Source organism: Luteibacter sp. OK325, from assembly GCF_003050935.1.
In the GTDB taxonomy this organism is placed as follows: domain Bacteria; phylum Pseudomonadota; class Gammaproteobacteria; order Xanthomonadales; family Rhodanobacteraceae; genus Luteibacter.
Genome location: NZ_QAOX01000007.1, coordinates 113210 through 136301, shown reverse-complemented (window position 1 = coordinate 136301; position 23092 = coordinate 113210). Strand labels below are relative to the sequence as shown.

Sequence of the window (23092 nt, the reverse complement as noted above, 5' to 3'; positions counted from 1 at the left end):
CGCTAAGGCTTACTTGCCGCCCGGAGCGCCAGCGCCCGGACCGCCAGGACCCTGGCCAGCCGGAGCCGGACCGGTCTTGAGCAGCTCGACGTCGAAGATGATCGTCGCGTTCGGCGGGAAGCCGTTTTCCGGCTTGGCGCCGTAAGCGATGTTCGACGGGATGAAGAGCTTGTACTTGCCGCCGGTCTGCATCAGCTGCAGGCCTTCACGGAAGCCCGGGATGACCGCCTGGAGCGGGATGTTGGCCGGGCCGGCCGGCTGGTGGTCGGCCGATGCGTCGAACTTCTCATTGTTCACGAAGGTGCCGGTGTAGTTGATCGAGACCTGGTCGTTCGGGCCCGGACGTGCGCCGGTACCAGCCTGGACAACCGTGTACTGCAGGCCCGACGCCGTGACCTTCACGCCCGCGGCAGCCTTGTTCTTGGCCAGGAACGCTTCGCCTTCCTGCTTGTTCTGGGCAGCAACCTTGTTGTACTCGGCTTCGGCCTTGACCTTCAGCTGGGCCACGAAGGCTTCGCGGACGGACTTGGCTTCAGCTTCGGTCATGGTCGGCTTCTGGCCAGAAAGGGCAGCCTGCAGGGCCTTGGCGACCGTAGCGGCATCCACTTCCTTCGCGACGAGCGGCGGCAGGGAGCTTGCAAGGTCCCAACCCACGACGTAGCTGGCCTTCTGCTTGTCAACGGTGCCCGCACCAGCAGCAGCCGGCTTGGCTGCCTGGGCGGATGCGCCCGCGGCGGTACCCAGCGCAACCGCCAGGGCGACGGCCGTCATCGTGGGACGCAAAAATTGCTTCATTCGGTATTCCCTCTCTTGGAAAGATTCGGCGACGCCGCCGGTACACCTCCGTGTGGAGGTTGAATCGCCATTGTGCGGTGGTTCGCGCCTCGCTTGCAATGACGTGGCGAGAGACAAGGTTTCACACTAAAAGTTCAGCAACCTTTCACGGGAATGACGATCCGGTCACTCATCATGCCCCGGACCCGGTTTTTCCAGGGTGTCCCGCAGCGCCGCCTGAAGGCGGGCATGGACCTGCACCAGCACGCGCCAGAGCAGCCAGGTCAGGCCGATCCCGATCAGGATCAGCACCCCGGCGACCTCGCGCGGGGGCAGGATAGTGGATGCGAGGGCCGCCACAAGCAGGCCCAGGATCAGCATCGCGACCACCGGGATGATCCGTCCCAGCACGGCGCGGATCCGGTAGGTACGACTGCCGAAGCGATCCGGGATGCTCAGTTCGGCCAGCAACATCCCCAGCGCGCCCGCCTTACGGTAGGCCGCCACCACCATGGGCAGGGACAGCAGCGCGGCGAGCGACCAGACCAGGCTGCGACGCACGGTAGGGTCGTCGCTGAAGACGTCGAATTGGAGGAAGCCGCGCCGATAGGCGAAAGCCATGACGATGAAGACCGCGATCACCAGCATCATGTTGATGATGACGTGCCAGACCAGCCGGCGGATCATCTTCATCACGATGGCGCCCTGCCCTTGCAGGCCCAGGCTACCCATCCACTCGGTATAGGCACCGAATACGCCGGTGACCCGTGTCGGCAGGGCACGGCCCAGGAAGCTCGCCAGCGGGTCGGAGGAGCGGATCAGGTAAGGGGTGAGGAAGGTCGTGATGGCCGATACCGCCACCGCCACGGGATACAGGAAGTTGCTGGTCACTTTGAGCGTGAGGCCAAGCGAAGCGATCACGAACGAGAATTCGCCGATCTGCGCCAGGCCCATGCCCACGCGCAATGACGTGCGGCCATCGTTGCCGGCCACGAAACTGCCGAAACTGCAGGTGATCACTTTGCCCACGACCACGGCGATCGTCACGATGGTGATCGGCCATGCGTACTCCACCAGCAAGGCGGGGTCGATCAGCATGCCGATGGCAACGAAGAAGATCGCGCTGAACATGTCGCGTACCGGCATGATGATCCGCTCGATGCGCGCCACGCTCTCCGATTCCGCCACGATAGCGCCGATCATGAAGGCCCCCAGCGCCACGCTGTAACCCATTTCGGTCACCAGCAGGCAGAAGCCGAAGCAGATCCCCAGCACGGCGATCAGCAGCACGTCGTTGCGGCTGACACGCGCGATGTAGTCGACCACACGCGGCACCAGCAGCAGTCCCACCACCAGCGACACGGCCATGAACAGGCCAAGGCGACCGATGGCCGCGAAGGCCTGGCCGGCCTCCACGCCACCGGTGCTGGCGATACCCGTGAGCAGGGCCATCAGGACGATGGCGAGCAGATCCTCCACGATGAGGATGCCGAACATGAGCTGGGCGAAACGCTCGCGCTTGAGACCCAGATCCTCCAGGGCCTTCATGATGATGGTGGTCGAGGAGATCGACAGCATCGCGCCGAGGAACATCGCGTCCATCGCGGACCAACCGAAGAAGCGGCCGATCTCGTAGCCGATCCACACCATCAGCACGATTTCGGCGAATGCGGCGACCAGCGCCGCCCCACCGACCGCGCGCAGCTTCTTCAGGCTGAACTCGAGACCGAGCGCGAACAGCAGCAGGATCATGCCCAGCTCGGACAGGGTACGAATCGTTTCTTCATCGTGGATGAAGATCACCGGCAGCGTGTGCGGACCGATCAAAAGCCCCGCGATGATGTAGCCGAGCACCACCGGCTGCCTCAGGCGCTGGAAGATCACGGTCGTCAGGCCGGCAACGAGCATCACCGTCGCCAGGTCCTGGATGAAAACGATGCCGTGCATGCCGGTCCTTGTATGTGCGAAGGGACAGGTTAGCGCGTGCACGGGAACATGCCCATTCACCAACACGCAAGTGCGCGCCAGCGTTCGTCATTCTCGAAATCGTGAAATTAATTTCAAAAAAAATGTAACGAATGCTTGACGAAATACCGGGTCGGACGTAATCTTTGCGGCTTCCAGCAGGGGGCCATAGCTCAGCTGGGAGAGCGCCTGCATGGCATGCAGGAGGTCGCCGGTTCGATCCCGGCTGGCTCCACCAACTTCTAAGACGTCCCCATCGTCTAGAGGCCTAGGACATCACCCTTTCACGGTGGCGACCGGGGTTCGAATCCCCGTGGGGACGCCACTTTCTGGTCCGCCAGAGAGTGTTAAGGACGAAGAAGTTGGAAAGTTGGAAAGCTGGAACGTAAGTGTGGAGCGGTAGTTCAGTCGGTTAGAATGCTGGCCTGTCACGCCGGAGGTCGCGGGTTCGAGTCCCGTCCGCTCCGCCATTACTTCCAAAAAGAATCCCGCCGGTTGGCGGGTTTTTTTTGCCCGGAATTTGGGCTGCCTTGAACCTGGGCTGCCTTGAATCTGGGCTGCCTTGAATCTGGGCTGCCTTGAACCTGGGCTGCCTTGAATCTGGGCTGCCTTGAATCTGGGCTGCCTTGAACCTGGGCTGCCTTGAATCTGGGCTGCCTTGAATCTGGGCTGCCTTGAACCTGGGCTGCCTTGAATCTGGGCTGCCTTGAATCTGGGCTGCCTTGGGACTGGCTTTCTGTGGGAGCCGCTTCAGCGGCGAATGGGCGCTTGCCTCAAACTGGCCCGCTGCCGCGGGATCGCCGATGAATCGGCTCCTACACAATCTGGCCCGCTGCCGCGGGATCGCCGATGAATCGGCTCCTACAATCGCCGGCATAGCCGGCTTTCACATCAATCAGGCTTGGTGTCCTCGAGGCGCTCTAGCGTGCCGATCGAATGGCCCTGCTCGGCCAGGAATTCCAGCCAGCGGTTGAGAAAGCCGTTCATGCGAAGGCGGTGCTGGAGCACGGTATTGGCCGGCGGAAAAGGGCCCAGCACCTGCCAAAGCTTGCGTCCCGGGTGGCAGTGCATCGCTTCGGCCACGTGCGCGTCGGTATACATGCGCAACTGGGCCGAAGGGGACGGCTGTCCGGTCGTCTCGTCGACGAAGTCGTAGGTGAGCTCGAGCTCCAGCGTGTACGGGTGCTTTTCCTGAACGTCCAGGCGCACCTTCAGGCCGTCGTCCACATCGGAGATGTAACGGCCCGGCGCCAGCCGCTGCGGCGCGAACAGCCGTGCCAGCCGGTGGTAGTTCTCCGCATAAAGCCCCATCAGGAAGCCGAAGCGTCCCGGGAGGAAAGCGGATGGGCGTTCGATGACGGCGGTCATGTCGGGCGAGGTTCTCCGTAGGGCTGTCTAATACATGTGACGTTCGATGCCGAGGTACTCGAAGATCTTGCTTGAAATCTCCTCGATCGACGTATGCGTGGTGTTGAGGACCGGGATATTTTCCCGCCGCATGAGCCGGTCGGCCTGCTCCAGCTCCCAGCGACACTGTTTCAGGGTCGCATATCGGCTGCCCGGGCGTCGCTGCTCGCGGATCTGCGCAAGGCGGATCGGGTCGATGGTCAGGCCGAACAGCCGGCTTCGATAGGGGCGGAGACGGGTTGGCAGCTCGAGCTTGTCCAGGTCGTCGTCCGTGAGCGGATAGTTGGCGGCACACACCCCGTAATGCAAGGCCATGTAGAGGCAGGTGGGGGTCTTCCCGGAGCGGGAAACACCGACCAGCACAAGGTCCGATTCGTTGTAGTCCACGTCCAGGCCGTCGTCGTGCGCCAGGGCGTAATTGGTCGCATTGATCCGCGCCTCGTAGCGCTCGAAGTCCACCAGGCCGTGTGAGCGATTGACCGCGCCGGACTGCTTGGTGCCCAGTTCGGCCTCCAGGGGGTCGATGAACGGCGCGAACACGTCCAGCATCAGCGCGCCGCTGCCGGCGACGATGTCGCACAGGGCCCGGGATGTCATGGTATTGACCACGATCGGCCGCTGGCCGTCCTGGGCGTACTTGGTCTTGATGCGCAGGGACGCCGCCTCGGCTTTCTGCGGGTTGTCGATGAACGGCAGGCGGTGGGTGTCGAACTGGACCCCCTCGAACTGGGCCAGCATGCTGTTTCCGATGGTTTCGGCGGTGATGCCGGTGGAGTCGGAAATGAAGAAGACGGTACGGCGCATCGGGGGTTTTCCCAGCGGTGGGTCCATGGGCAAACCTTAGCGCAAGACGCCGCCATAACAAGCAACCCCGCATGATCCCTGAACGTTTGTGCATCGCGCCTTGTTTCCATGGTGACAGGGCCACCACAATGCGCGGATTTTCTAGCGCGGCCCGCCGCAATACCGACGAACCGATGTGAGGACTTTCCTTTGAGCGACCTGGTACTTTGGCTCGACGCGCTGCGCATGACCGATCTGGGCAAGGTAGGCGGCAAGAATGCCTCCCTTGGCGAGATGATCGGCAACCTGGCGAAACTGGGCGTGTCCGTTCCGGGTGGCTTCGCCACCACGGCCGACGCCTTCCAGACCTATCTCGAAAAGAGCGGCCTCGCCAAACGCATCCAGGAACGCCTGGCCACGCTCGACGTGGACGACGTGGATGAACTGGTCCGCGGCGGCAAGGAGATCCGCGGCTGGATCGTCGACACCGCCCTGCCCGCCGACCTCGAACAGGCGATCCGCGACGCCTACATCAAGCTCTGCAAGGACGCCGGCGCCGACGATATCGCCGTGGCCGTGCGCTCGTCCGCCACGGCGGAAGACCTGCCCGATGCCTCATTCGCCGGCCAGCAGGAAACCTTCCTCAACGTGGTCGGCATCGACGACGTGCTGCACAAGGTGAAGGAAGTCTTCGCCTCGCTCTATAACGACCGCGCCATCGCCTATCGCGTGCACCAGGGCTTCAAGCACGAGGACGTCTTCCTCTCCGCCGGCGTGCAGCTGATGATCCGTTCGGACGTCGGCGCTTCGGGCGTGCTGTTCACCCTCGACACCGAATCCGGTTTCCGCGACGTCGTCTTCGTCACCGGCTCATACGGCCTGGGCGAGATGGTGGTCCAGGGCGCCGTGAACCCGGACGAGTTCTACGTGTTCAAGCCCACCCTGCGTGAAGGCAAGCCGGCCGTGCTCCGTCGCAGCCTTGGCGCCAAGCAGCAGCGCATGGTGTATTCCGACCAGCCGGGCGAGCGCGTACGCATCGAGGAAACCCCGGTCGACCTGCGTCACCGCTTCTGCATCGTCGACGCCGACGTCGAAGAACTGTCGCGCCAGGCCTTGATCATCGAGAAGCATTACGGCCGCCCGATGGATATCGAGTGGGCGAAGGACGGCAACACCGGCAAGCTGTATATCGTCCAGGCGCGCCCGGAGACGGTGAAGTCACGTGCCACGACGACCACGCTCGAGCGCTTCCAGCTCAACGAGAAGGGCAAGGTGCTCACCGAAGGCCGCGCCATCGGCCAGAAGATCGGCTCGGGCAAGGCGCGTGTCATTCGCTCGCTGGCCGACATGAGCAAGGTACAGCCGGGCGACGTCCTCGTGGCCGATATGACCGATCCCGACTGGGAGCCGGTGATGAAGCGCGCTGCTGCCATCGTCACCAACCGCGGCGGCCGTACCTGCCACGCGGCGATCATCGCCCGCGAGCTCGGCGTACCGGCGGTAGTGGGTTGCGGTAATGCCCTGGAAACCATTCCCGACGGTGCCGAAGTGACCGTGTCCTGCGCCGAAGGCGATACCGGCACGATCTACGAAGGCCTGCTCAGGTTCGACCGCATCACCGCCGACCTGGGCGCCATGCCCGAGGCGCCGTTGAAGATCATGATGAACGTGGCCAACCCGGAGCGCGCGTTCGATTTCGGCATGCTGCCCAACGCCGGCATCGGCCTGGCTCGCCTGGAAATGATCATCGCCAGCCACATCGGCGTGCATCCGAAGGCCCTGCTGGAATACGACAAGCAGGACCCGGAAACCAAGGCCCGCATCGATGCGCGCATTTCCGGCTACAAGGACCCGGTGTCGTTCTACGTGGATCGTCTCGCCGAAGGCATCTCCACCATCGCCGCCTCGGTGTACCCGAAGCCGGTGATCGTGCGCCTGTCCGACTTCAAGTCGAACGAGTATGCGGGCCTGCTCGGTGGCTCGCGCTACGAGCCGCACGAAGAGAACCCGATGATCGGTTATCGCGGCGCCAGCCGGTACGTCGATCCGGGCTTCGCCGACTCGTTCGCACTCGAATGCAAGGCCGCCAAGTACGTGCGCGAAACGATGGGCATGACCAACGTGTGGATCATGATTCCCTTCGTGCGCACGCTGGACGAAGGCCGCAAGGTGATCGAGGTGCTGCGCAAGAACGGCCTCGTGCAGGGCGAGAACGACCTGAAGGTCATCATGATGTGCGAGGTCCCCTCCAACGCCCTGATGGCCGACGAGTTCCTCGATATCTTCGATGGCTTCTCGATCGGATCGAACGACCTCACCCAGCTAACCCTCGGTCTGGATCGCGATTCAAGCATCGTCGCCAACCTGTTCGACGAGCGCGACCCGGCGGTGAAAAAGCTGCTCTCGATGGCTATCAGCACCGCTCGCGCCAAGGGCAAGTACATCGGCATCTGCGGCCAGGGCCCGTCCGACCACCCGGATCTTGCCGAGTGGCTGATGGAACAGGGCATCGAATCGGTATCGCTGAATCCGGATACCGTCGTCGATACATGGCTGCGACTGGCGAAGAAAAAGGCCGGCTGAGTAATGTGGGAGCCGCTTCAGCGGCGAATGGGGCTCGCGGCAACACCCATCGCCGCTGAAGCGGCTCCCACACAGAGCCACCAGGCATCACATGTGCACGGTCACACCCGCGGCGCGATATCGCGCCACCACGACCGCATCCGTATCCGCCGCAACCACCAGATGCGAGATACCCGAAATCGGCACCGTGTGATGTGTCGCCGACGCCACCAGCTTGTCAGGCGTCGCGATGGCAACCGTCTCGCCGCTGGCCTCGATGATCGCCTGCTTGAATACGGTCTCTTCCTCGTCGTAGGTCCATAGCCCACGCTGTGAATCGATCGCGCAAACGCCCGGAAAGCAAAGGTCCGCGCGAATGTCCTGGGCCTGGCGCACGGTGCGCGAACCGATGGCGCCACCAATGGCGGGATCCAGCTTGCCGCCGAGCATGATCACATCGAAACCCGGCCGCCCCAACACCGCGAGGGCGACGTCGGGCGCATTGGTCACCACGGTGAGGTCGCTGTGGTCGGGCAGCATTTTCGCCAGCACCGTGTTGGTGGATCCGGCATCGATGAAAAGAATCTGGCCCGCACCGATCAACTCCAGCGCCGTGCGCGCGAGCGCGCGCTTCAGCTCGGTGCGTTCGGCATGGCGCTCGCCCAGGGGCGGTATGTTCACGGCGAGCAACGCACCTCCGTAGACACGGCGGCACAACCCCTGCGCGGCGAGGTCGCGAAGGTCACGCCGGATCGAGTCTTCCGATACACGGAACTCCTGGGCGAGATCTGCCGCGATGACCTTGCCATCGCGCTGCAGGCGCTCGAGGATCAGTTGCTGTCGCTCGCGCGGCAGCGTGGTATCCGGAGCGTTCATTTCGGCAGGAACCCGAGCTCGATCAGTTCGGCACGCAACTGGGCCGGGGTATGGAAATGGATGCCGTGGATACCAAGGGCCTCCGCAGCCTCCACGTTGATTTTGTTGTCGTCGATGAAGACGGCACAGGTCGGGTCGATGTCGTAGCGCTCGAGCAGGGTTTCGTAGAGCTTCGGATTGGGCTTGATCATGCCCTCCTCCCCCGATACCACGATGCCGTCGAAGCAGTCGAAGAAGGCATATCGCTGGCGTGCGATCGGAAAAGTCTCGTGCGACCAGTTAGTCAGGCCGTACAAGGGATGGCCTGCGTCCTTGAGCTCACGCAGGATATGCAGGCTATCGTCGATGGGACCGCCCAGGGTCTCTTCCCAACGATGCTGGTAGGCCGCGATCAGGTCCGCCTGGGTGGGGTGCTCCGCGGTCAGCAAGCGAACGGCTTCATCCCACGGACGGCCTGCATCCTGCTGCAGGTTCCACTCAGGGGTGGTCACTTCGGCGAGGAAACGCTCCATGCCGGCTTCATCGTCGCCAAACAACTTCCGGTAGAGATAGCGCGGATTCCAGTCGACGAGCACGCCACCGAAATCGAAGATAACCACATTGCGTTTCGAATGCATGGAAGGCTCCTTGATCAGCGGCGCGCAATGGACGCGCAAAGGGATACCACGACGAGCAGGCACGCGACGCCACCCAGGGCGATCGACAGCGTGCTGGCCTTGGCGACGAAACCAATGACGGCTGGCCCGGCGAGCATGCCGGCGTAACCCAGCGAGGTCACAGTAGCGATGGCGATACCGGGCGACGTACGGATCTGCCGGCCGGCGGCACTGAACAGCACGGGTACGATGTTCGAGGCGCCGATACCGACCAGTGCGAAGCCAAGCAGGGCAACCGGTCCCCACGGCAGCGCCGTGGCAAGAAAGAAGCCGGCGGCGGCAATCAGGCTACCGATGCGAACGATGTTGACCGGGCCCAGCGCGGCAGTGATGCGGTCGCCGAGGAGGCGCCCCACCGCCATCGCCACCGAGAACGCCGCGTAGCCCAGTCCGGCCACGGACGGATCGAAGCCGCGCGAGAAGCGAAGGAACACCGCGCTCCAGTCAAGCATGGCGCCCTCGGCAAGGAACACCACCATGCAGAGGAAGCCGAGAAGGAACACGGCACCGCCAGGCAGACGAAAACGTGCATGCGGTTCACCGGAGCCGTCGTCGTGACGGACGAGGAAGTGCCGCCACTGCGTGGTGACGATGACCAGCAACAGGATCGATACCGCAATCGCGCTACCGGTCAGGGGCGAGCCGACATGCAGCAGGGCCGCCATACCCGCGGAGCCGGCGAGACCGCCGACGCTGAACAGACCGTGGAAGCCCGACATCATCGGCCTGCCCTGCTGTTTCTCGACATCCACTGCGTGCGCATTCATCGCTACGTCGACCACACCGAGCGAACCGCCGAAGAACAGCAGGGCCGCACCCAGCCACCAGACATTCGGCGCCAGGGTCAGCAAGGGCAACGCCAGGCAGACCAGCAGACCGCTCACGCCGATCACGTCCCGATGGCCGAAGCGATGACTCAGGAATCCTGCAAGGGGCATCGCGATCACGGCGCCAAAGCCCATGCACAGGAGCACGAGACCCAGAGTGGCGTCGTCGAGGGCCAGACGGGCTTTGGCGTAGGGCACCATCGGTGCCCAACTGGCCATGCCTATTCCGGAGAGTAGAAAGATCAAACGTGTAGCGCGTACGGGATTCATGCGGCTTCCGGGGACAGGGAATACGCATCAATGTACGTAAACGTGCACAAACGTGCAACGGTTAAATCAAATCCAATGAAAACCCTTGGCCATCAGGGTAGCCATACCCAAGGCAACGCCGATCAGTGCGCCGAATAAAAGGCGGAAATCCGTACGTGCCTGATGGCGGACATCACGGAACTCGGACCGAACTTCTTTCTGGAAGTCGCGCATCTCACTTTTGAACTCGACCATCTCGCTTTTAAACGCGCGCATCTCGCCTTTGAACTCGACCATCTCGCTTTTAAACGCGCGCATCTCGCCTTTGAACTCGCGCATCTCGCCTTTGAACTCGCGCATCTCGCCTTTGAAGTCGCTCACCTCGGTACGAAGACCGCGAAGATCATCCTGAATATGCTGGGTAGTCGCTTCCAGGCGGGTAAGTCTATGTTCCATGGCGGTATCCTGCGGGAGCGTTGTGGAGCAAGCAAGCTGCGCGCAGCCCGTTGAAGGCGACGGGGGTGTCTCGCTGGAGACGGGGGCAGCGCTCATGGCAGTTCACCAGGCCGCTAAGGCGGCTTATCCGGGGGATTTGTCATCTTTGACTCTTCCGTAAGCAGCCTCCAGACGCCTTCGCCCTCGCAGTCGTGTAGGAGAAATCCGGAATGACAGGCGCCGGCCCACCCTTGAGACATCCCGTAAACACCTTCCCCCTTGCATGAGTCCTCCGGCATGTGTACAAATGTACGCATGTCGACACCTACCCTTACCGAGCGTCAGCAAAAGACCCTTTCCTTCCTTCAGGAATACCTGCAGACACAGGGGCTGCCACCGACGCTGCGCGAGATCGCCGATGCCCTGGGCTTTTCCAGCCACAGCTCTGCACAGGCCTGCGTCGAGTCCCTGGTCCGCAAGGGCGTGCTGGAGCGCTCCCCGCAGCACCGCGGCCTGCGCCTGCCGGGCGGCCTGGCCTCGAGCTTCCGGGGTCAGACTGCCAACGAGCTACCGCTGATCGGCCGGGTCGCCGCCGGCTCGCCCATCCTCGCCGAGGAAAACGTCGAATCGCAACTGGAAGTCGATCCCGCGCTGTTCCGCCCGCGCGCCGACTACCTCCTGCGTGTCGTCGGCCTGAGCATGCGCGATGCCGGCATCCTCGATGGCGACCTGCTTGCCGTACACAAGACGGCCGTCGCCACCGACGGCCAGATCGTAGTCGCCCGTCTCGACGACGAAGTCACCGTGAAACGCCTCAAGCACGACCGCAACCGTGTCCTGTTGCTGCCTGAAAATCCCGACTTCGAGCCGATCGAAGTCGACCCCCGTCGCCACGCGTTCGCCATCGAAGGGCGTTACGTCGGCATCATCCGCAGGACCTGACCATGAACGCCATCGCCTCTCCGAATCTCGCTCAGGTGCTCGACCATCCCGGTATCTGGCGGCGTTCCGCCGACCGTCAGCCGCGCGTACGCGCGCTGTCCACCGGCTGGACTTCGCTCGACGCGAAACTGCCCGGCGGCGGCTGGCCGCAGGGCGCCCTCAGCGAAATCCTGTTCGAACACGACGGCCTGGGCGAACTGGACCTGGTCATGCCTGCACTGGCCGCGCTGACCCAGGAGCACCGCCGGGTAATCTTCGTCGCGCCGCCTTATCTTCCCTATGCCCCCGCGCTGGCCGCGGCCGGTGTCGACCTGCGCTTCCTGCATGAAATCCATGCAGGAAGCACCGAGGCCGCATGGAGCATGGAACAGTGCCTGCGATCGGGTTGTTGCGGCGCCGTGGTGGGCTGGTTGCCCGACATCGATTACCGCAGCCTGCGTCGCCTGCAGTTGGCCGCCGAAACCGGTGACGCCTGCGCGATGATTTTCCGCCCGTCCACACATGCCGCTCAGAACAGCCCGGCCGCGCTCCGCCTCAAGGTCAGCAACAGCGACGAGGCCACCTACGTGGATGTCCTCAAATCGCGCGGTCTGCTGACTACCACCGCTCCGCTGCTGCGCATGCGGGCCTGATGGATCCCGTCATGACGCCGCGTTCAACACGCCGTCGTGACGGACGCTCCGTCGTCGCCCCTCTTCCGCAGCCATGCTTTGGGCCTGCCTCCGTTTTCCCGGCCTGGCGTTCTCCGCCGCCTTCGCCGCGACACCGGAGGCAGGCCCCTCCGCTCTCCTCGACGGCCACGCACGCCAGCGCCTGATTGCCGCCGCCAACGAAGAAGCCACAGCCTTCGGCGTCCGCCGTGGGCAGAGCGTCGCCGCCGCACGGGCGCTCTGCCCGGCCCTCGATGTACGCCCACGCGACCGCGACGCCGAAACCCGGCTGCTCGCCGGCATTGCCGCCTGGTGTTACCAGTTCAGCGGCCATGTCAGCCTGGCGCCACCCCAGGCCATCCTGATGGAGGTGGGCGCCAGCCTGCGCTTGTTCGATGGATGGCCGGTACTTGCCGAGCGCCTGCGTAGCGGGCTGCTTGAACAAGGCCATCCGCACACCATGGCCGCCACGCCCTTCGCTTCGGCCTCATGGATTTTCGCCGCGAGTGCGGATGGCATGGTGCTGCCCGAACGCGAAGGTGTGCTGCGCATGCTTGCGGCGCTGCCACTGGCCCGGAGCGGACTGTCTGCCAGCATGGTGAAGTCGTTGCAGGCGATGGGCTTCCGTCGCCTGGAAGACATCTTCCGCCTGCCCCGCCCCGAATTGACCCGACGCATCGGCCGCGATGGCGTGGCCTGGCTCGATCGCATCCGTGGCCAGTCGGCCCATGCGCTGCCCGCCTGGCAGCCGCCGGCAAACTTCCTGCAGAAAATCGAATTCGACGGTGAGCTCGACGGTAGCCAGCCCTTGCTGTTCCCGCTGCGCCGCCTGACTCGCGAACTGGCCAACCTGCTTGCCGCACGCGACGGCGGCGTGCAACGTTTCACCCTGACACTCGAACACGCACGTGGCCAGAGCACCCGCATCGTGGTTGCCATGGCGGCTCCTCAGCGCGAAGCCGAGCGCCTTTTCGAACTGGCGCGTACACGCCTCGAACGAACCACGCTACCGGCCCCGGCCCGGGCGATCGAACTCGTCGCGGAAGAATTGCCGGTCTTCAGACCACCCTTGCGCGACCTGTTCGAACCCGTTCGGGGTGACGGTCTGGACTGGCCGACACTGGACGAACGCCTGCGTGCACGCCTGGGCGACGCGGCATTGCGGCAGATCGCCCTGGTCGCCGATCACCGGCCCGAGCGCGCCATGCGTTATGGCACCCCCGGTCCTGTCGTTTCCCTGCCGCGTCGACGCCGGCCACTCTGGTTGCTGCCCCGGCCGATGCCCATGCGGCCGGAGCCGGTCGCTGTCCTCGCCGGGCCCGAGCGCATCGAGAGCGGCTGGTGGGATGGCGCGGATGCACGTCGCGATTACTACATCGTACGCACGGCACAGGGCCAGCAGGCCTGGGCCTACCTGCCGCCCGGCACGCTCGACGGCTGGATGCTGCACGGCTGGTTCGCCTGAATTCCCATGCTTCCCTTCGAGCTGCCACCTCCCGCCAATGACGGGGATGCCCCCGCCCCCGCTTATGCCGAACTGCATGCACTGAGTGACTTCAGTTTCCAGCGCGGCGCCTCCAACGCACGCGAACTGTTCGAGCGTGCGAAGGACATCGGTTACAGCGCACTGGCCATCACCGACGAGTGCTCACTCTCCGGCATCGTGCGTGCGCTGGAGGCTTCGCTGGAGAGCGACCTTCCCCTGATCGTCGGTAACGAGTTCCGCCTCGAGGACGGTACCGTGCTGGTCCTGCTGGTGGAGAACCAGGCCGGCTATACCGAACTGTGCCGCCTTATCACCCTGGGTCGCCGACGCGCATCCAAGGGTCACTATGAGTTGCACCGTGCCGACTTCGAATCCCTCGCCGAAGGTCTCTGCCTGCTATGGATTCCCGGGCCCCTGAACGCCAACGACGCCGCGCTGCACGACGAGCGCGCACGCTGGGTGGCGAAGCATTTCAGCGACCGTGCATGGCTTGCCGTCGAGCTGCACCGTGGCCAGCACGACGATGCCGAGCTGATCGCCCTGCGCGAGCTCGGCGCACGCCACGTGTTGCCTTGCGTCGCTACCGGAGATGTCCACATGCACCTGCGCCGTCGTCGCGCCCTGCAGGACGTGATGACGGCAATCCGGCTCAACCATCCCGTCGCCGAGGCGGGTCATGCGCTATTTCCCAACGGCGAACGTCACCTGCGCCGGCGCGAAACCATCGCACGCATCTATCCTGGCGACCTCATCGACGAGACGCTCGTGGTTGCCGCGCGTTGCACGGGTTTCGACATCCGCGGCATCAACTACGTCTACCCGCGCGAACTGGTGCCCGAAGGCATGGATGCGCCGGCCTACCTGCGCCAGCTCACCTATGCCGGCGCCGCCACGCGCTGGCCCGAAGGCATTCCCGTCCACCTGGTCGAGCGCATCGAGAAAGAGCTGACGCTGGTCGGCCAGATGCAGTACGAGGCTTTCTTCCTCACCGTGCAGGACATCGTGCGGTTCGCCCGCTCGCGCGAGATCCTCTGCCAGGGCCGTGGCTCGGCGGCGAACTCCGTGGTCTGCTTCTGCCTGGGTATCACCGAGGTCAATCCAGCGCAGATCTCCACGCTCTTCGAGCGGTTCATTTCGATCGAACGCGATGAACCGCCGGATATCGATGTCGACTTCGAGCACGAACGGCGCGAGGAGGTGCTGCAGTACGTCTTCAACAAATACGGACGCGAACGCGCCGCGCTCGCCGCCACCGTGATCAGCTATCGACGCAAAAGTGCCGCGCGCGACGTGGGTCGCGCGCTTGGCCTGTCAGAAGACCAGCTCGACCAGCTCAGCCATGCCTATTCGCATGCGCATGGTGATGTACCGATCACCGTGCGCCTGCAGGAGCGCGGCTTCGACATCGCCAGCCGGACCATTCGCCAGCTGGTCGTGCTGGTGGAGGAACTCAACGGCATGCCCCGGCACCTTTCGCAGCATGTGGGCGGCTTCGTCATCTCCGACACCCCACTGCACTATCTCGTGCCAGTGGAGAACGCGGCGATGGACGATCGCACGATCATCCAGTGGGACAAGGACGACCTGGAAACGATGAAGCTGCTCAAGGTGGACTGCCTGGCACTGGGCATGCTCACCTGCATGCGCAAGGCGGTCGACCTGTTGCGCAAGCTTGGCGGCAAGGATTACCGACGCCTCGCCGACATTCCGATGAACGACCCCGATACCTACGCGATGATCCAGCACGCCGATACCGTCGGCGTCTTCCAGATCGAATCGCGCGCGCAGATGTCGATGCTGCCGCGACTGAAACCCGCCTGCTATTACGACCTGGTCATCCAGGTGGCGATCGTCCGGCCTGGCCCTATCCAGGGCGGCATGGTCCATCCCTATCTGCAGCGACGAAAGCTTCCCGCCAGTGAGATCGTCTACGAACACGGGGTGCGGCCGGTGCTGGAGCGCACGCTCGGCGTGCCGATCTTCCAGGAGCAGGTCATGGCGATCCTGCAGGTCGTGGCCAATTTCACCGCTGGCGAATCGGATGAGTTGCGCCGTTCCATGGCGGCGTGGAAGCGGCGTGGCGGCCTGCAGAAGTTCGAGCCAAGGATTCGCCACAACATGGCGAAGAACGGATACACACCCGAATTCACCCAGCAGATCATCGACCAGATCCAGGGCTTTGGCAGTTACGGCTTTCCCGAATCGCATTCGGCCGGTTTCGCCCTGATCGCCTATGCATCCTCCTTCATGAAGTGCCACCACCCGGCGGTATTCACCTGTGCGTTGCTCAACAGCCAGCCGATGGGCTTCTACGCGCCGGCACAACTGGTGGCCGACCTGCGCCGCCATGGAGTGGAAGTGCGCCCGCCCGATGTCACGACCAGCGACTGGGACTGCACCCTGGAGCCCCTGGCGAAGAACGCCGATGCGTTCGCCCTGCGTTTGGGACTACGCCTGATCGGCGGGCTGTCGGCCGATCTCGGCGCGCGGATCATGGCCGCACGGACCGTGGCGCCTTTCCGCGACCTGGCCGATCTCGCCCGACGCGCCGGGATGAATCGTTTCGAGCGCGAACGCCTTGCCGATGCGGGGGCCTTGCGAGTCCTCAGCGGCCATCGCCATCGCGCACGCTGGGAGAGTTCGGGCATCGAGCGGGCACTGCCCCTGCTCGACAACGTGGCCGAAGAACGCCCGATCCTGCGGCCGCCCACGCTCACGGAAAATGTCTTCGCCGATTACGCCACCCACGGCCTTTCGCTCACCGCGCATCCGCTCAGCCTGATTCGCAAGAACTTGCAGTCCCGGCGCGTGCGTCGCGCCAGCGAACTGGAAACCACACGCAACGGAAGCTGGTTACGCCACGCCGGCCTGGTCACCGTGCGGCAACGCCCGCAGACCGCCAGCGGCATCACGTTTGTCACGCTGGAAGACGAAACCGGTCAGGTCAACGTCATCGTGCGACCCAGGGTGGCCGAGGCCTGTCGCCAGGCGCTGCTCGACGCGGTGCTCCTTGCGGTCGACGGGCAGTGGCAATCGATCGACGGCGTGCGTCACCTGATAGCGAATCGTCTTCACGATTTCAGTGACTTGCTTCCCGCCCTGGGCTCGGTTTCACGCGACTTCCATTAGTCGATCCGCCGCTCACGCCACGCATCCTATGCCGTCACTTAACAGATGCAAATTTTAAGCTGAACGAACGCCTTCGAAATGCTGCGTTGCAAGAGCAACGTTCATCGAAAAAGGGATAGCGTCTGCACCACGCACTTAGTCCGGGTCACCGGTGAGCGGTACCTTTTGCGCCGGGTATCGCAATGTTCCTATCGGCGCCACAAGTTCCAGGAGCTACGTCATGCGCAACACGAAACTGATCCTCGCGATGCTGGCTGGTTGTACGGTGATGAGCGGCGCGGCTTTCGCGCAGGATTCGATGAAGAAGGATCCGACCCCCGCCGCCACGGCCGCCACGCCCATGCACACGGGCAGCGATTCGATGAAGTCGGGCGATTCCATGAAGTCGGGCGATTCCATGAAGTCGGACGCCGCTGCCGGCGGCGCCATGAAGTCGACCCACAAGAAGGCGCACAAGAAGGCCACGGACGAGGCTGCTCCGGCCAAGGCGTCCACGGCGGGCATGTAATTCCAGCCGCGTGAACGAAAAAACCCGGCGCTTTGCAGCGCCGGGTTTTTTGTGGGTGCCGCCGACGATCAGTCGATTTCGGGCAACACGCTGATCTCTTCCTCGCCGAACTTCACCACTTGTCCGGCACGTACCTTGTGCGTCTTGCGCAGTTCGACGACACCGTCGACCGTCACCAGGCCATCGGCGACGAAACGCTTGCCTTCGCCACCGCTTCCGGCGAGACCGGCGAGCTTCAGCAGCAGGTTGAGTTCGACGTACTCGCCTTCGAGGCGGAATTCATGAAACGACATGGTGGGCGGCTTTCGGATGATCGGGTCTGCCATTAGAGCGCAATTCGGCCGCCGATGTTGAGCAGCATGAAGTCCTCCTCTGTAATGCCTCCCTCGGCCAGCGCCTCTTTGAGCAGCCGCGGCGGCTCATCCAGCTGGTCATCGGCCAGCTCGAACACCCCCCAATGGATCGCGATGGAGCGCTTGCAGCCGACCTCCCGGTGCAGTTGCACCGCCTGGGCGGGGTCCACGTGCTGCCCTTGCATGAACCAGCGAGGCGCATAAGCGCCAATGGGAATGGCCGCAAGATCGATCGGGCCCGCCCGGCGGCCGATCTCAGCGAGCTTGTCGGAGTAACCCGTATCGCCCGCGAACCAGAAGCGGAAGCCCTGGTGATCCATGACCCAGCCGCCCCAGAGCGAGCGATTACGGTCCCAGAGCGTCCGCGCACTCCAGTGGCGCGCCGGCACGAACGTGAACAAGGCACCCCGAACCTCGGTGCTCGCCCACCAGTCCAGCTCGCGGACATTGCCGATGCCCGCCTTGTCGAACCAGCGCTTCAGGCCCAGTGGCACAAGGAAAACAGCCTGCGGGAAACGCCGGGCGAGGGCATGCACCGTCGCGTTATCGAGATGGTCGTAGTGGTTGTGCGAGATCACCACGACGTCGATGGCGGGAAGACCAGCCACGTCCACGGGCGCTATCGTGCGACGCGCGGGGCCCGCAAACGAGAGTGGCGAAGCACGCTGCCCAAGCACGGGATCGGTAAGCACCGTAAGGCCCTTGTGCCGCACCAGAACGGTGGCGTGGCCAAGCCACCAGGCGGCATCCTGGGTGCCACCGAGGTCGGCGGTCTGCCACCAGCGGCGGGCGAAGGCCTCATAACCGGCCTCAGGCGGGCGGGGTAGCTGTTGCTCCTTGCGCTCCTTGCGCCAGCGCTTCAGGCCGCCTGGCGGCCGTAGTTCCGGTTCAAGGTTGCGGAATCCTTCCGGCGTGTGATGTTCCTTCGAACGGTCGAAGTACGGGTTCGTCCAGGCCATGCTCAACCTTGAATGGGAAACGGGTCGCAGAAGACCTGCGGCCCGTTTCCCGTTCGTTCAAGGCTTAGTCGACATCGATCCGACGTATCTGGGAGAGCCAGTCTTCCAGGTTGTAGTAGTTGCTGACCCGCATGATCCTACCGTCGGCGATCTCGAAGAACGCGCCACCGGGCATGGCGTACGACTGGCCCTGGGCCAGCGGAAGCCCTTCGTCGGTCGCCTTGTACATGCCGTGGATGATGTATTCCGCGGCGGCCCGGGTACCGGTTTCATTCGCCATCACGACCACGTTCTTGAGCTGCTCGTCATAGCTGACGGTCGTTCGCTGCAGGAACGCGGCGAAACGCTCGCGCCCGATTTCACGGCCGCTCTGGTTGAGGTCATGAATGACGTGCTCGTCCAGCAGCGCCAGCATGCCTGGCCAGTCGGCGCGGTTAAACGCCTCGTGGTAGCGGCGGATCAGGTCGATCGATGCATTCATCGGCAAGCTCAATAAATAATGACGGAGCGGATGGCCTTGCCCTCGTGCATGAGGTCGAAGGCGCGATTGATCTCTTCCAGCCCCATCGTATACGTGATCATCGGGTCGATCTTGATCTCACCACCCATGTAGCGATCGACGTAACCGGGCAACTGGCTGCGCCCCTTCACCCCGCCGAATGCCGAACCGCGCCAGACGCGCCCCGTCACCAGTTGGAAGGGCCGCGTGCGGATCTCCTGGCCGGCACCGGCGACGCCGATGATGATCGACTCGCCCCAGCCCTTGTGGCAGCACTCGAGCGCGGCGCGCATTACGTCGACGCTGCCGATGCACTCGAACGAATAGTCGACGCCGCCGTCGGTCAGGTCGACGATGACCTGCTGGATCGGCGTGTCCGGATAGTCGCGCGGATTGATGCAGTCGGTGGCGCCCAGCATCTTCGCCATCTCGAACTTAGAGGGATTGGTATCGACCACGATGATGCGCGAGGCTTTTGCCATCACCGCACCCTGCACCACCGACAGGCCGATGCCGCCCATGCCGAACACGGCCACGGTGGAACCCGGCTCCACCCTGGCCGTGTTCAGGACCGCACCGATGCCGGTGGTGATCCCGCAACCGAGGAGGCAGACCTTCTCCAGCGGCGCTTCCTTGCTGATCTTCGCCAGCGAGATTTCCGGCAGCACGGTGTATTCGCTGAAAGTGCTCGTGCCCATGTAATGGAGCAGCTGCCTGCCGCCCATCGAGAACCGGGAGGTACCGTCCGGCATCAGGCCCCTGCCTTGCGTCAGGCGGATCTTCTGGCAGAGGTTCGTCTTGCCAGACAGGCAGAACTTGCACTCGCCGCACTCGGGCGTATAGAGCGGAATGACATGGTCGCCAACCTTGACCGAGGTCACCCCTTCGCCGACCTCCTCCACGATACCGCCACCCTCGTGACCGAGGATGACCGGGAAGGCGCCTTCCGGGTCATCGCCCGACAACGTGTAGGCATCGGTATGGCACACACCCGTAGCCACGATCCGCACCAGCACTTCACCGGCCTTCGGACCCTGGACATCGATTTCTTCGATGGAAAGCGGCTTTCCGGCTTCCCAGGCAACGGCGGCGCGAGACTTCATGGCGGAGTTCCTCGTACAAAGGCGGTCATACCGGCTCTGGGCCGGGGGGATCGTCAATTCTAACTGAACGGCAGCAAGCGCCAGCGTGGCAGCCCGGCAGCCCTTGAGTTAAACTAGGGTTAACAGATGGGGTCCAAACGGCGAACGAAAGGCCGCCGCAAGGGACTCGCCGAAGGGCCACGCCAGCCTCGATGGAATTTGTTTTGAACCTTTTGCTTACACCCGCTGTCCAAGCATTTAACGGTTGGAAGCCCTTGTAAAGCCGAGGGGCGCCCACACAAAGGGGTGCACAGGAAACTGGTTAGTACAGAAATTAAGCCCGAAAAGGGCATGACGAAAGACTAACGAACCCATTGTTCACCAAACGAAACGGACCAGTCGCTCAGCGCCATCGTTAACGGCCTGCAGCAGCGTAAGGTTCCCGCCACGCCAGAGACCGGCGGCGTGGCGTCAGACGATTGATAACCGGTCCCGATAAAGGCTGGGAGAAACGATATGAACGAACTTCGCAACGATTACGGCATCTCGACCTTCGAATTCTCGAACGGCTCCGCCGCCGATATGGCTGGCATGGATCTGTTCGGCGGCGAAATGGACGGTTACGACTGGCTCGGCGAAGTCGCCAGCCGTCTGAGCGGCGAAGCCGTCTAAGGTCCTCTTCTCCTGCCTCGCTCTCCCGGTCCGGGATGAGCGAAAACAATGGGCCCGCTTTACGCGGGCCCATTCACGATCAGGAAGCCTTCTTCGCCCTGGTCCGTGCCGCCTTCCTGGCGGCGGTCTTCCTTCCCGTTGCACCCTTGGTATGCGCCGCCTTCTTCGCGGCGGCCGAACGGCTGCTCGCCGTTCGCTTGGATGCGCTCTTCCTGGCCTGCGTCGAGAGCGCCCGCTTCGACACAGATGCCGTGCCTTCGCGCTTGAGCGCCTTGGTCGTCGCGCGCTTGCGTGCGGTAGATTTCTTCGCCGCCGTGCCGGACGAGCGCTTGCGTGTCGCGGCCTTCGTATCCTGGGCCGCCTTCTTCTTCGTCGCCGCGCTGGCGGTCTTCGACGGCTTGGCCTTCACGCCGGCCCGGCGCGCCTTGGACAGACCGATCGCGATCGCCTGCTTGGCCGACCGTGCACCATGCTTGCCTTCGCGCACATGGTCGATCTCTTCCCGCACGTACTCGCCAGCCTGCGTCGAGGCCGCTTTACCTTCGCGTTTGTCCTTCCGTGCCCTGGCAGTGGTTTTTTTCTCAGGCATGAGCGGAATTCCTCCGGTTTCAGGGAATGCGTTGTGTCATGGAATGCGAACATCCAGCGCTTCGGGCGCCGGTGGCCTGGGGACGCCATCGTCCTCGGGGTCATCGGGATGCGGAGGACGTTCCTGCGGCCGATCCCTCATCGGATCGGTGCCAGGCATTTCCGGCTTCGGCGCGTTCGGCTTTTCTTCTGGTACGACCGGTGAGGTGCCAGGCGTTTCAGGAACGTAGGGACTCTGCATCGCTTCGGGCACCGGTGATGTCGTCGGGACACGAGACTGCGCGGCCGTATGTGATGCGTGTGTCAGCCCTGCGTCATGCCAGGGCGAACACCTGGGCTACGAGCCAGAGGTTGGCCGCCGAGATCACTACGAACAGGAACCACGCCGAGTACGACACCAGGCGGGTGTTGGCGAACACGCCCATCAACTGGCGGTCGTCGGTAAAGCGGATCAGTGGATACATGGCAAAGGGCAACTGGAGGCTCAGGACCACCTGACTGGCTACAAGCAGGGCGCCGATGGCCCGGTCGCCCATGGTCACCACGCCGATGAACGCCGGGATGATGGCCAGCCCGCGGGTAATCAGGCGCCGCTGCCAGCAGGGAAGCTTCATCTGGAGGAAACCATCCATGATTACCTGTCCGGCGATGGTGCCGGTGAACGTGGAGCTCTGCCCCGAGGCGAACAGACCAATGGCGAAGGCCAAGGCGGCAACGGTGGTCCCGGCGATCGGCGCCAACAACTGGTAAGCATCGGAGATATCGGCCACATCCGTGCGGCCTGTCCGATGGAACGCCGTGGCGGCGACAACGAGGATGGCCGCGTTGATCAACAGCGCGAGGCACAGCGAGACGATCGTATCGACGCGCGTGAGCCGGATGGCATCGCGCTTACCCTCCTCGCCGGACACGGCGCGCGTCTGCACGATGGACGAATGCAGGTAGAGGTTGTGCGGCATGATCGTCGCGCCCAGGATACCGATCGCCAGGTACAGCGGTTCGCGCGAGGACAAGGCATGCAGGGACGGCACGAAACCCGCGGCCACCGCGGCCCAGTCGGGCCCGATGAGAAACAGCTGCACGACGAAGCAGATGCCGATGGTGCCGACCAGGCCGAGGATGATCGCCTCCACGCGACGGAACCCCTGCCCTTGCAGGCCGAGCACGATGAAGGTGTCCAGCGCGGTCAGGGCCACGCCGACTGGCAAGGACACGTTGAACAGCAGTTTGAAAGCCAGCGCGCTGCCGAGCACTTCGGCCAGGTCGCAGGAGATGATCGAAATCTCGGCGAGCACCCACTGGAGCCGTCCCACCGCCTTGGGATATCGCTCGCTGGACAGTCGGGCGAGGTCCTTGCGCGTGGCGATGCCAAGCCGCGCCGCGAGGCACTGCAGGAGGATGGCGGCGAGGCTGGAGAGCAGTACGACGAAGAGCAACCGGTAACCGAAGCGCGAACCCGCCTCGATGTCCGTGGCCCAGTTGCCTGGATCCATGTAGCCAACCGACACGAGCAGGCCGGGCCCGGCGAAGCGCGCGGCCTTCTTCCACCATGGAAGCTCCATGGGAACCACGATCGAGCCGGCGACTTCGGAAGGACAGAACGGCGCGGTCGCCGTCTTCGGTAGGGAAAGCATGGGCGTCATCCTAACCAAGAAGCCCCGCGCCGTATGCACCTGAAGACGACGCGCAT

The 23092-nt window shown here is 63.8% G+C and carries 21 protein-coding genes and 3 tRNA genes; 10 read left to right on the top strand and 14 right to left on the bottom strand.

All coding sequences use genetic code 11. The features are described from left to right. Positions 1-9: 9 nt before the first annotated feature. Positions 10-795, bottom strand: a complete 786-nt coding sequence (locus C8J98_RS15635; RefSeq protein ID WP_107914115.1) for an FKBP-type peptidyl-prolyl cis-trans isomerase — start codon at positions 793-795, stop codon at positions 10-12. A 165-nt stretch (positions 796-960) separates the two neighbouring features. After that, complete coding sequence (locus tag C8J98_RS15630; RefSeq protein ID WP_107914114.1) at positions 961-2721, bottom strand: cation:proton antiporter; 1761 nt, start codon at positions 2719-2721, stop codon at positions 961-963. A 180-nt stretch (positions 2722-2901) separates the two neighbouring features. Here C8J98_RS15630 and C8J98_RS15625 point away from each other — a divergent pair. The 3 genes from C8J98_RS15625 to C8J98_RS15615 all read left to right on the top strand — a co-directional run bounded on the left by C8J98_RS15625 (position 2902) and on the right by C8J98_RS15615 (position 3209). Continuing rightward, positions 2902-2977 (top strand) — tRNA-Ala (locus C8J98_RS15625). 11 nt (positions 2978-2988) lie between these two features. Next, positions 2989-3064 (top strand) — tRNA-Glu (locus C8J98_RS15620). Between the two features lie 68 nt (positions 3065-3132). Further along, positions 3133-3209 (top strand) — tRNA-Asp (locus C8J98_RS15615). Between the two features lie 421 nt (positions 3210-3630). Here the strand turns inward: C8J98_RS15615 and C8J98_RS15610 are convergent. Both C8J98_RS15610 and C8J98_RS15605 read right to left on the bottom strand, forming a co-directional pair. Continuing rightward, positions 3631-4107 (bottom strand): DUF1249 domain-containing protein, encoded by a 477-nt coding sequence (locus C8J98_RS15610; protein WP_107914113.1) that lies wholly within the window; start codon positions 4105-4107, stop codon positions 3631-3633. A 27-nt stretch (positions 4108-4134) separates the two neighbouring features. Further along, positions 4135-4950, bottom strand: coding sequence for a pyruvate, water dikinase regulatory protein (locus C8J98_RS15605; protein ID WP_107914112.1), 816 nt, complete (start codon positions 4948-4950; stop codon positions 4135-4137). Between the two features lie 189 nt (positions 4951-5139). Here C8J98_RS15605 and ppsA point away from each other — a divergent pair, with 189 nt between their 5' ends. Then, a complete protein-coding gene (gene ppsA, locus C8J98_RS15600) occupies positions 5140-7512 on the top strand; it encodes a phosphoenolpyruvate synthase (protein WP_107914111.1) in 2373 nt (790 codons plus the stop codon). Between the two features lie 87 nt (positions 7513-7599). Here the strand turns inward: ppsA and C8J98_RS15595 are convergent, their stop codons facing one another. The 4 genes from C8J98_RS15595 to C8J98_RS22195 all read right to left on the bottom strand — a co-directional run bounded on the left by C8J98_RS15595 (position 7600) and on the right by C8J98_RS22195 (position 10555). Continuing rightward, entirely contained in the window at positions 7600-8367 is a 768-nt protein-coding gene (locus C8J98_RS15595) for a DeoR/GlpR family DNA-binding transcription regulator (RefSeq protein ID WP_107914110.1), read from the bottom strand. Then, the gene (locus tag C8J98_RS15590) at positions 8364-8984 is read right to left on the bottom strand and encodes an HAD family phosphatase (RefSeq protein ID WP_107914109.1); all 621 of its coding nucleotides are present in this window, start codon (positions 8982-8984) and stop codon (positions 8364-8366) included. The genes C8J98_RS15595 and C8J98_RS15590 overlap by 4 nt, the downstream gene beginning before the upstream one ends. A gap of 14 nt (positions 8985-8998) precedes the next feature. Continuing rightward, positions 8999-10120, bottom strand: a complete 1122-nt coding sequence (locus C8J98_RS15585) for an MFS transporter (RefSeq protein WP_107914108.1) — start codon at positions 10118-10120, stop codon at positions 8999-9001. Between the two features lie 66 nt (positions 10121-10186). Continuing rightward, entirely contained in the window at positions 10187-10555 is a 369-nt protein-coding gene (locus tag C8J98_RS22195; protein ID WP_199229933.1) for a hypothetical protein, read from the bottom strand. 294 nt (positions 10556-10849) lie between these two features. On the opposite strand from C8J98_RS22195, the gene lexA reads away from it, so the two are divergent. From lexA to C8J98_RS15555, 5 genes are all read left to right on the top strand, one after another. Continuing rightward, positions 10850-11476 (top strand): transcriptional repressor LexA, encoded by a 627-nt coding sequence (lexA, locus tag C8J98_RS15575; RefSeq protein ID WP_107914107.1) that lies wholly within the window; start codon positions 10850-10852, stop codon positions 11474-11476. Positions 11477-11478: 2 nt separating this feature from the next. Next, positions 11479-12108, top strand: coding sequence for a translesion DNA synthesis-associated protein ImuA (gene imuA, locus C8J98_RS15570; protein WP_107914106.1), 630 nt, complete (start codon positions 11479-11481; stop codon positions 12106-12108). A 73-nt stretch (positions 12109-12181) separates the two neighbouring features. Next, on the top strand, positions 12182-13591 hold the full coding sequence (locus tag C8J98_RS15565) for a DNA polymerase Y family protein (RefSeq protein ID WP_107914105.1): 1410 nt from the start codon (positions 12182-12184) through the stop codon (positions 13589-13591). Positions 13592-13597: 6 nt separating this feature from the next. Beyond that, positions 13598-16741: an error-prone DNA polymerase gene (locus C8J98_RS15560; protein WP_107914104.1), complete on the top strand. Its 3144-nt coding sequence runs from the start codon at positions 13598-13600 to the stop codon at positions 16739-16741. A 220-nt stretch (positions 16742-16961) separates the two neighbouring features. Then, positions 16962-17249 (top strand): hypothetical protein, encoded by a 288-nt coding sequence (locus tag C8J98_RS15555; RefSeq protein ID WP_107914103.1) that lies wholly within the window; start codon positions 16962-16964, stop codon positions 17247-17249. A gap of 68 nt (positions 17250-17317) precedes the next feature. Here the strand turns inward: C8J98_RS15555 and C8J98_RS15550 are convergent, their stop codons facing one another. From C8J98_RS15550 to C8J98_RS15535, 4 genes are all read right to left on the bottom strand, one after another. Beyond that, positions 17318-17542 carry an RNA-binding S4 domain-containing protein gene (locus tag C8J98_RS15550; RefSeq protein WP_107914276.1) on the bottom strand — a complete coding sequence of 75 codons (225 nt, stop codon included), beginning with the start codon at positions 17540-17542 and terminating at the stop codon, positions 17318-17320. A gap of 32 nt (positions 17543-17574) precedes the next feature. Beyond that, on the bottom strand, positions 17575-18561 hold the full coding sequence (locus C8J98_RS15545) for an MBL fold metallo-hydrolase (protein ID WP_107914102.1): 987 nt from the start codon (positions 18559-18561) through the stop codon (positions 17575-17577). 64 nt (positions 18562-18625) lie between these two features. Then, positions 18626-19042, bottom strand: a complete 417-nt coding sequence (locus C8J98_RS15540; RefSeq protein WP_107914101.1) for a ketosteroid isomerase-related protein — start codon at positions 19040-19042, stop codon at positions 18626-18628. A gap of 8 nt (positions 19043-19050) precedes the next feature. Continuing rightward, positions 19051-20163, bottom strand: coding sequence for an S-(hydroxymethyl)glutathione dehydrogenase/class III alcohol dehydrogenase (locus C8J98_RS15535; protein WP_107914100.1), 1113 nt, complete (start codon positions 20161-20163; stop codon positions 19051-19053). Between the two features lie 495 nt (positions 20164-20658). Here C8J98_RS15535 and C8J98_RS22100 point away from each other — a divergent pair, with 495 nt between their 5' ends. After that, entirely contained in the window at positions 20659-20814 is a 156-nt protein-coding gene (locus C8J98_RS22100; protein ID WP_158272731.1) for a hypothetical protein, read from the top strand. A gap of 79 nt (positions 20815-20893) precedes the next feature. On the opposite strand, the gene C8J98_RS15530 is transcribed toward C8J98_RS22100, so the two are convergent. Both C8J98_RS15530 and C8J98_RS15525 read right to left on the bottom strand, forming a co-directional pair. Next, on the bottom strand, positions 20894-21403 hold the full coding sequence (locus C8J98_RS15530; protein ID WP_107914099.1) for a ku family containing domain-containing protein: 510 nt from the start codon (positions 21401-21403) through the stop codon (positions 20894-20896). A 313-nt stretch (positions 21404-21716) separates the two neighbouring features. Further along, a complete protein-coding gene (locus tag C8J98_RS15525; protein WP_107914098.1) occupies positions 21717-23036 on the bottom strand; it encodes an Nramp family divalent metal transporter in 1320 nt (439 codons plus the stop codon). Between the last annotated feature and the right edge of the window lie 56 nt (positions 23037-23092).

Coding starts and splice junctions, on each gene's coding strand:
- C8J98_RS15635 (WP_107914115.1), bottom strand. CDS start 795: ATGAAGCAATTTTTGCGTCCCACGATGACGGCCGTCGCCCTGGCGGTT.
- C8J98_RS15630 (WP_107914114.1), bottom strand. CDS start 2,721: ATGCACGGCATCGTTTTCATCCAGGACCTGGCGACGGTGATGCTCGTT.
- C8J98_RS15610 (WP_107914113.1), bottom strand. CDS start 4,107: ATGACCGCCGTCATCGAACGCCCATCCGCTTTCCTCCCGGGACGCTTC.
- C8J98_RS15605 (WP_107914112.1), bottom strand. CDS start 4,950: ATGCGCCGTACCGTCTTCTTCATTTCCGACTCCACCGGCATCACCGCC.
- C8J98_RS15595 (WP_107914110.1), bottom strand. CDS start 8,367: ATGAACGCTCCGGATACCACGCTGCCGCGCGAGCGACAGCAACTGATC.
- C8J98_RS15590 (WP_107914109.1), bottom strand. CDS start 8,984: ATGCATTCGAAACGCAATGTGGTTATCTTCGATTTCGGTGGCGTGCTC.
- C8J98_RS15585 (WP_107914108.1), bottom strand. CDS start 10,120: ATGAATCCCGTACGCGCTACACGTTTGATCTTTCTACTCTCCGGAATA.
- C8J98_RS22195 (WP_199229933.1), bottom strand. CDS start 10,555: ATGGAACATAGACTTACCCGCCTGGAAGCGACTACCCAGCATATTCAG.
- lexA (WP_107914107.1), top strand. CDS start 10,850: ATGTCGACACCTACCCTTACCGAGCGTCAGCAAAAGACCCTTTCCTTC.
- imuA (WP_107914106.1), top strand. CDS start 11,479: ATGAACGCCATCGCCTCTCCGAATCTCGCTCAGGTGCTCGACCATCCC.
- C8J98_RS15565 (WP_107914105.1), top strand. CDS start 12,182: ATGCTTTGGGCCTGCCTCCGTTTTCCCGGCCTGGCGTTCTCCGCCGCC.
- C8J98_RS15560 (WP_107914104.1), top strand. CDS start 13,598: ATGCTTCCCTTCGAGCTGCCACCTCCCGCCAATGACGGGGATGCCCCC.
- C8J98_RS15555 (WP_107914103.1), top strand. CDS start 16,962: ATGCGCAACACGAAACTGATCCTCGCGATGCTGGCTGGTTGTACGGTG.
- C8J98_RS15550 (WP_107914276.1), bottom strand. CDS start 17,542: ATGTCGTTTCATGAATTCCGCCTCGAAGGCGAGTACGTCGAACTCAAC.
- C8J98_RS15545 (WP_107914102.1), bottom strand. CDS start 18,561: ATGGCCTGGACGAACCCGTACTTCGACCGTTCGAAGGAACATCACACG.
- C8J98_RS15540 (WP_107914101.1), bottom strand. CDS start 19,042: ATGAATGCATCGATCGACCTGATCCGCCGCTACCACGAGGCGTTTAAC.
- C8J98_RS15535 (WP_107914100.1), bottom strand. CDS start 20,163: ATGAAGTCTCGCGCCGCCGTTGCCTGGGAAGCCGGAAAGCCGCTTTCC.
- C8J98_RS22100 (WP_158272731.1), top strand. CDS start 20,659: ATGAACGAACTTCGCAACGATTACGGCATCTCGACCTTCGAATTCTCG.
- C8J98_RS15530 (WP_107914099.1), bottom strand. CDS start 21,403: ATGCCTGAGAAAAAAACCACTGCCAGGGCACGGAAGGACAAACGCGAA.
- C8J98_RS15525 (WP_107914098.1), bottom strand. CDS start 23,036: ATGCTTTCCCTACCGAAGACGGCGACCGCGCCGTTCTGTCCTTCCGAA.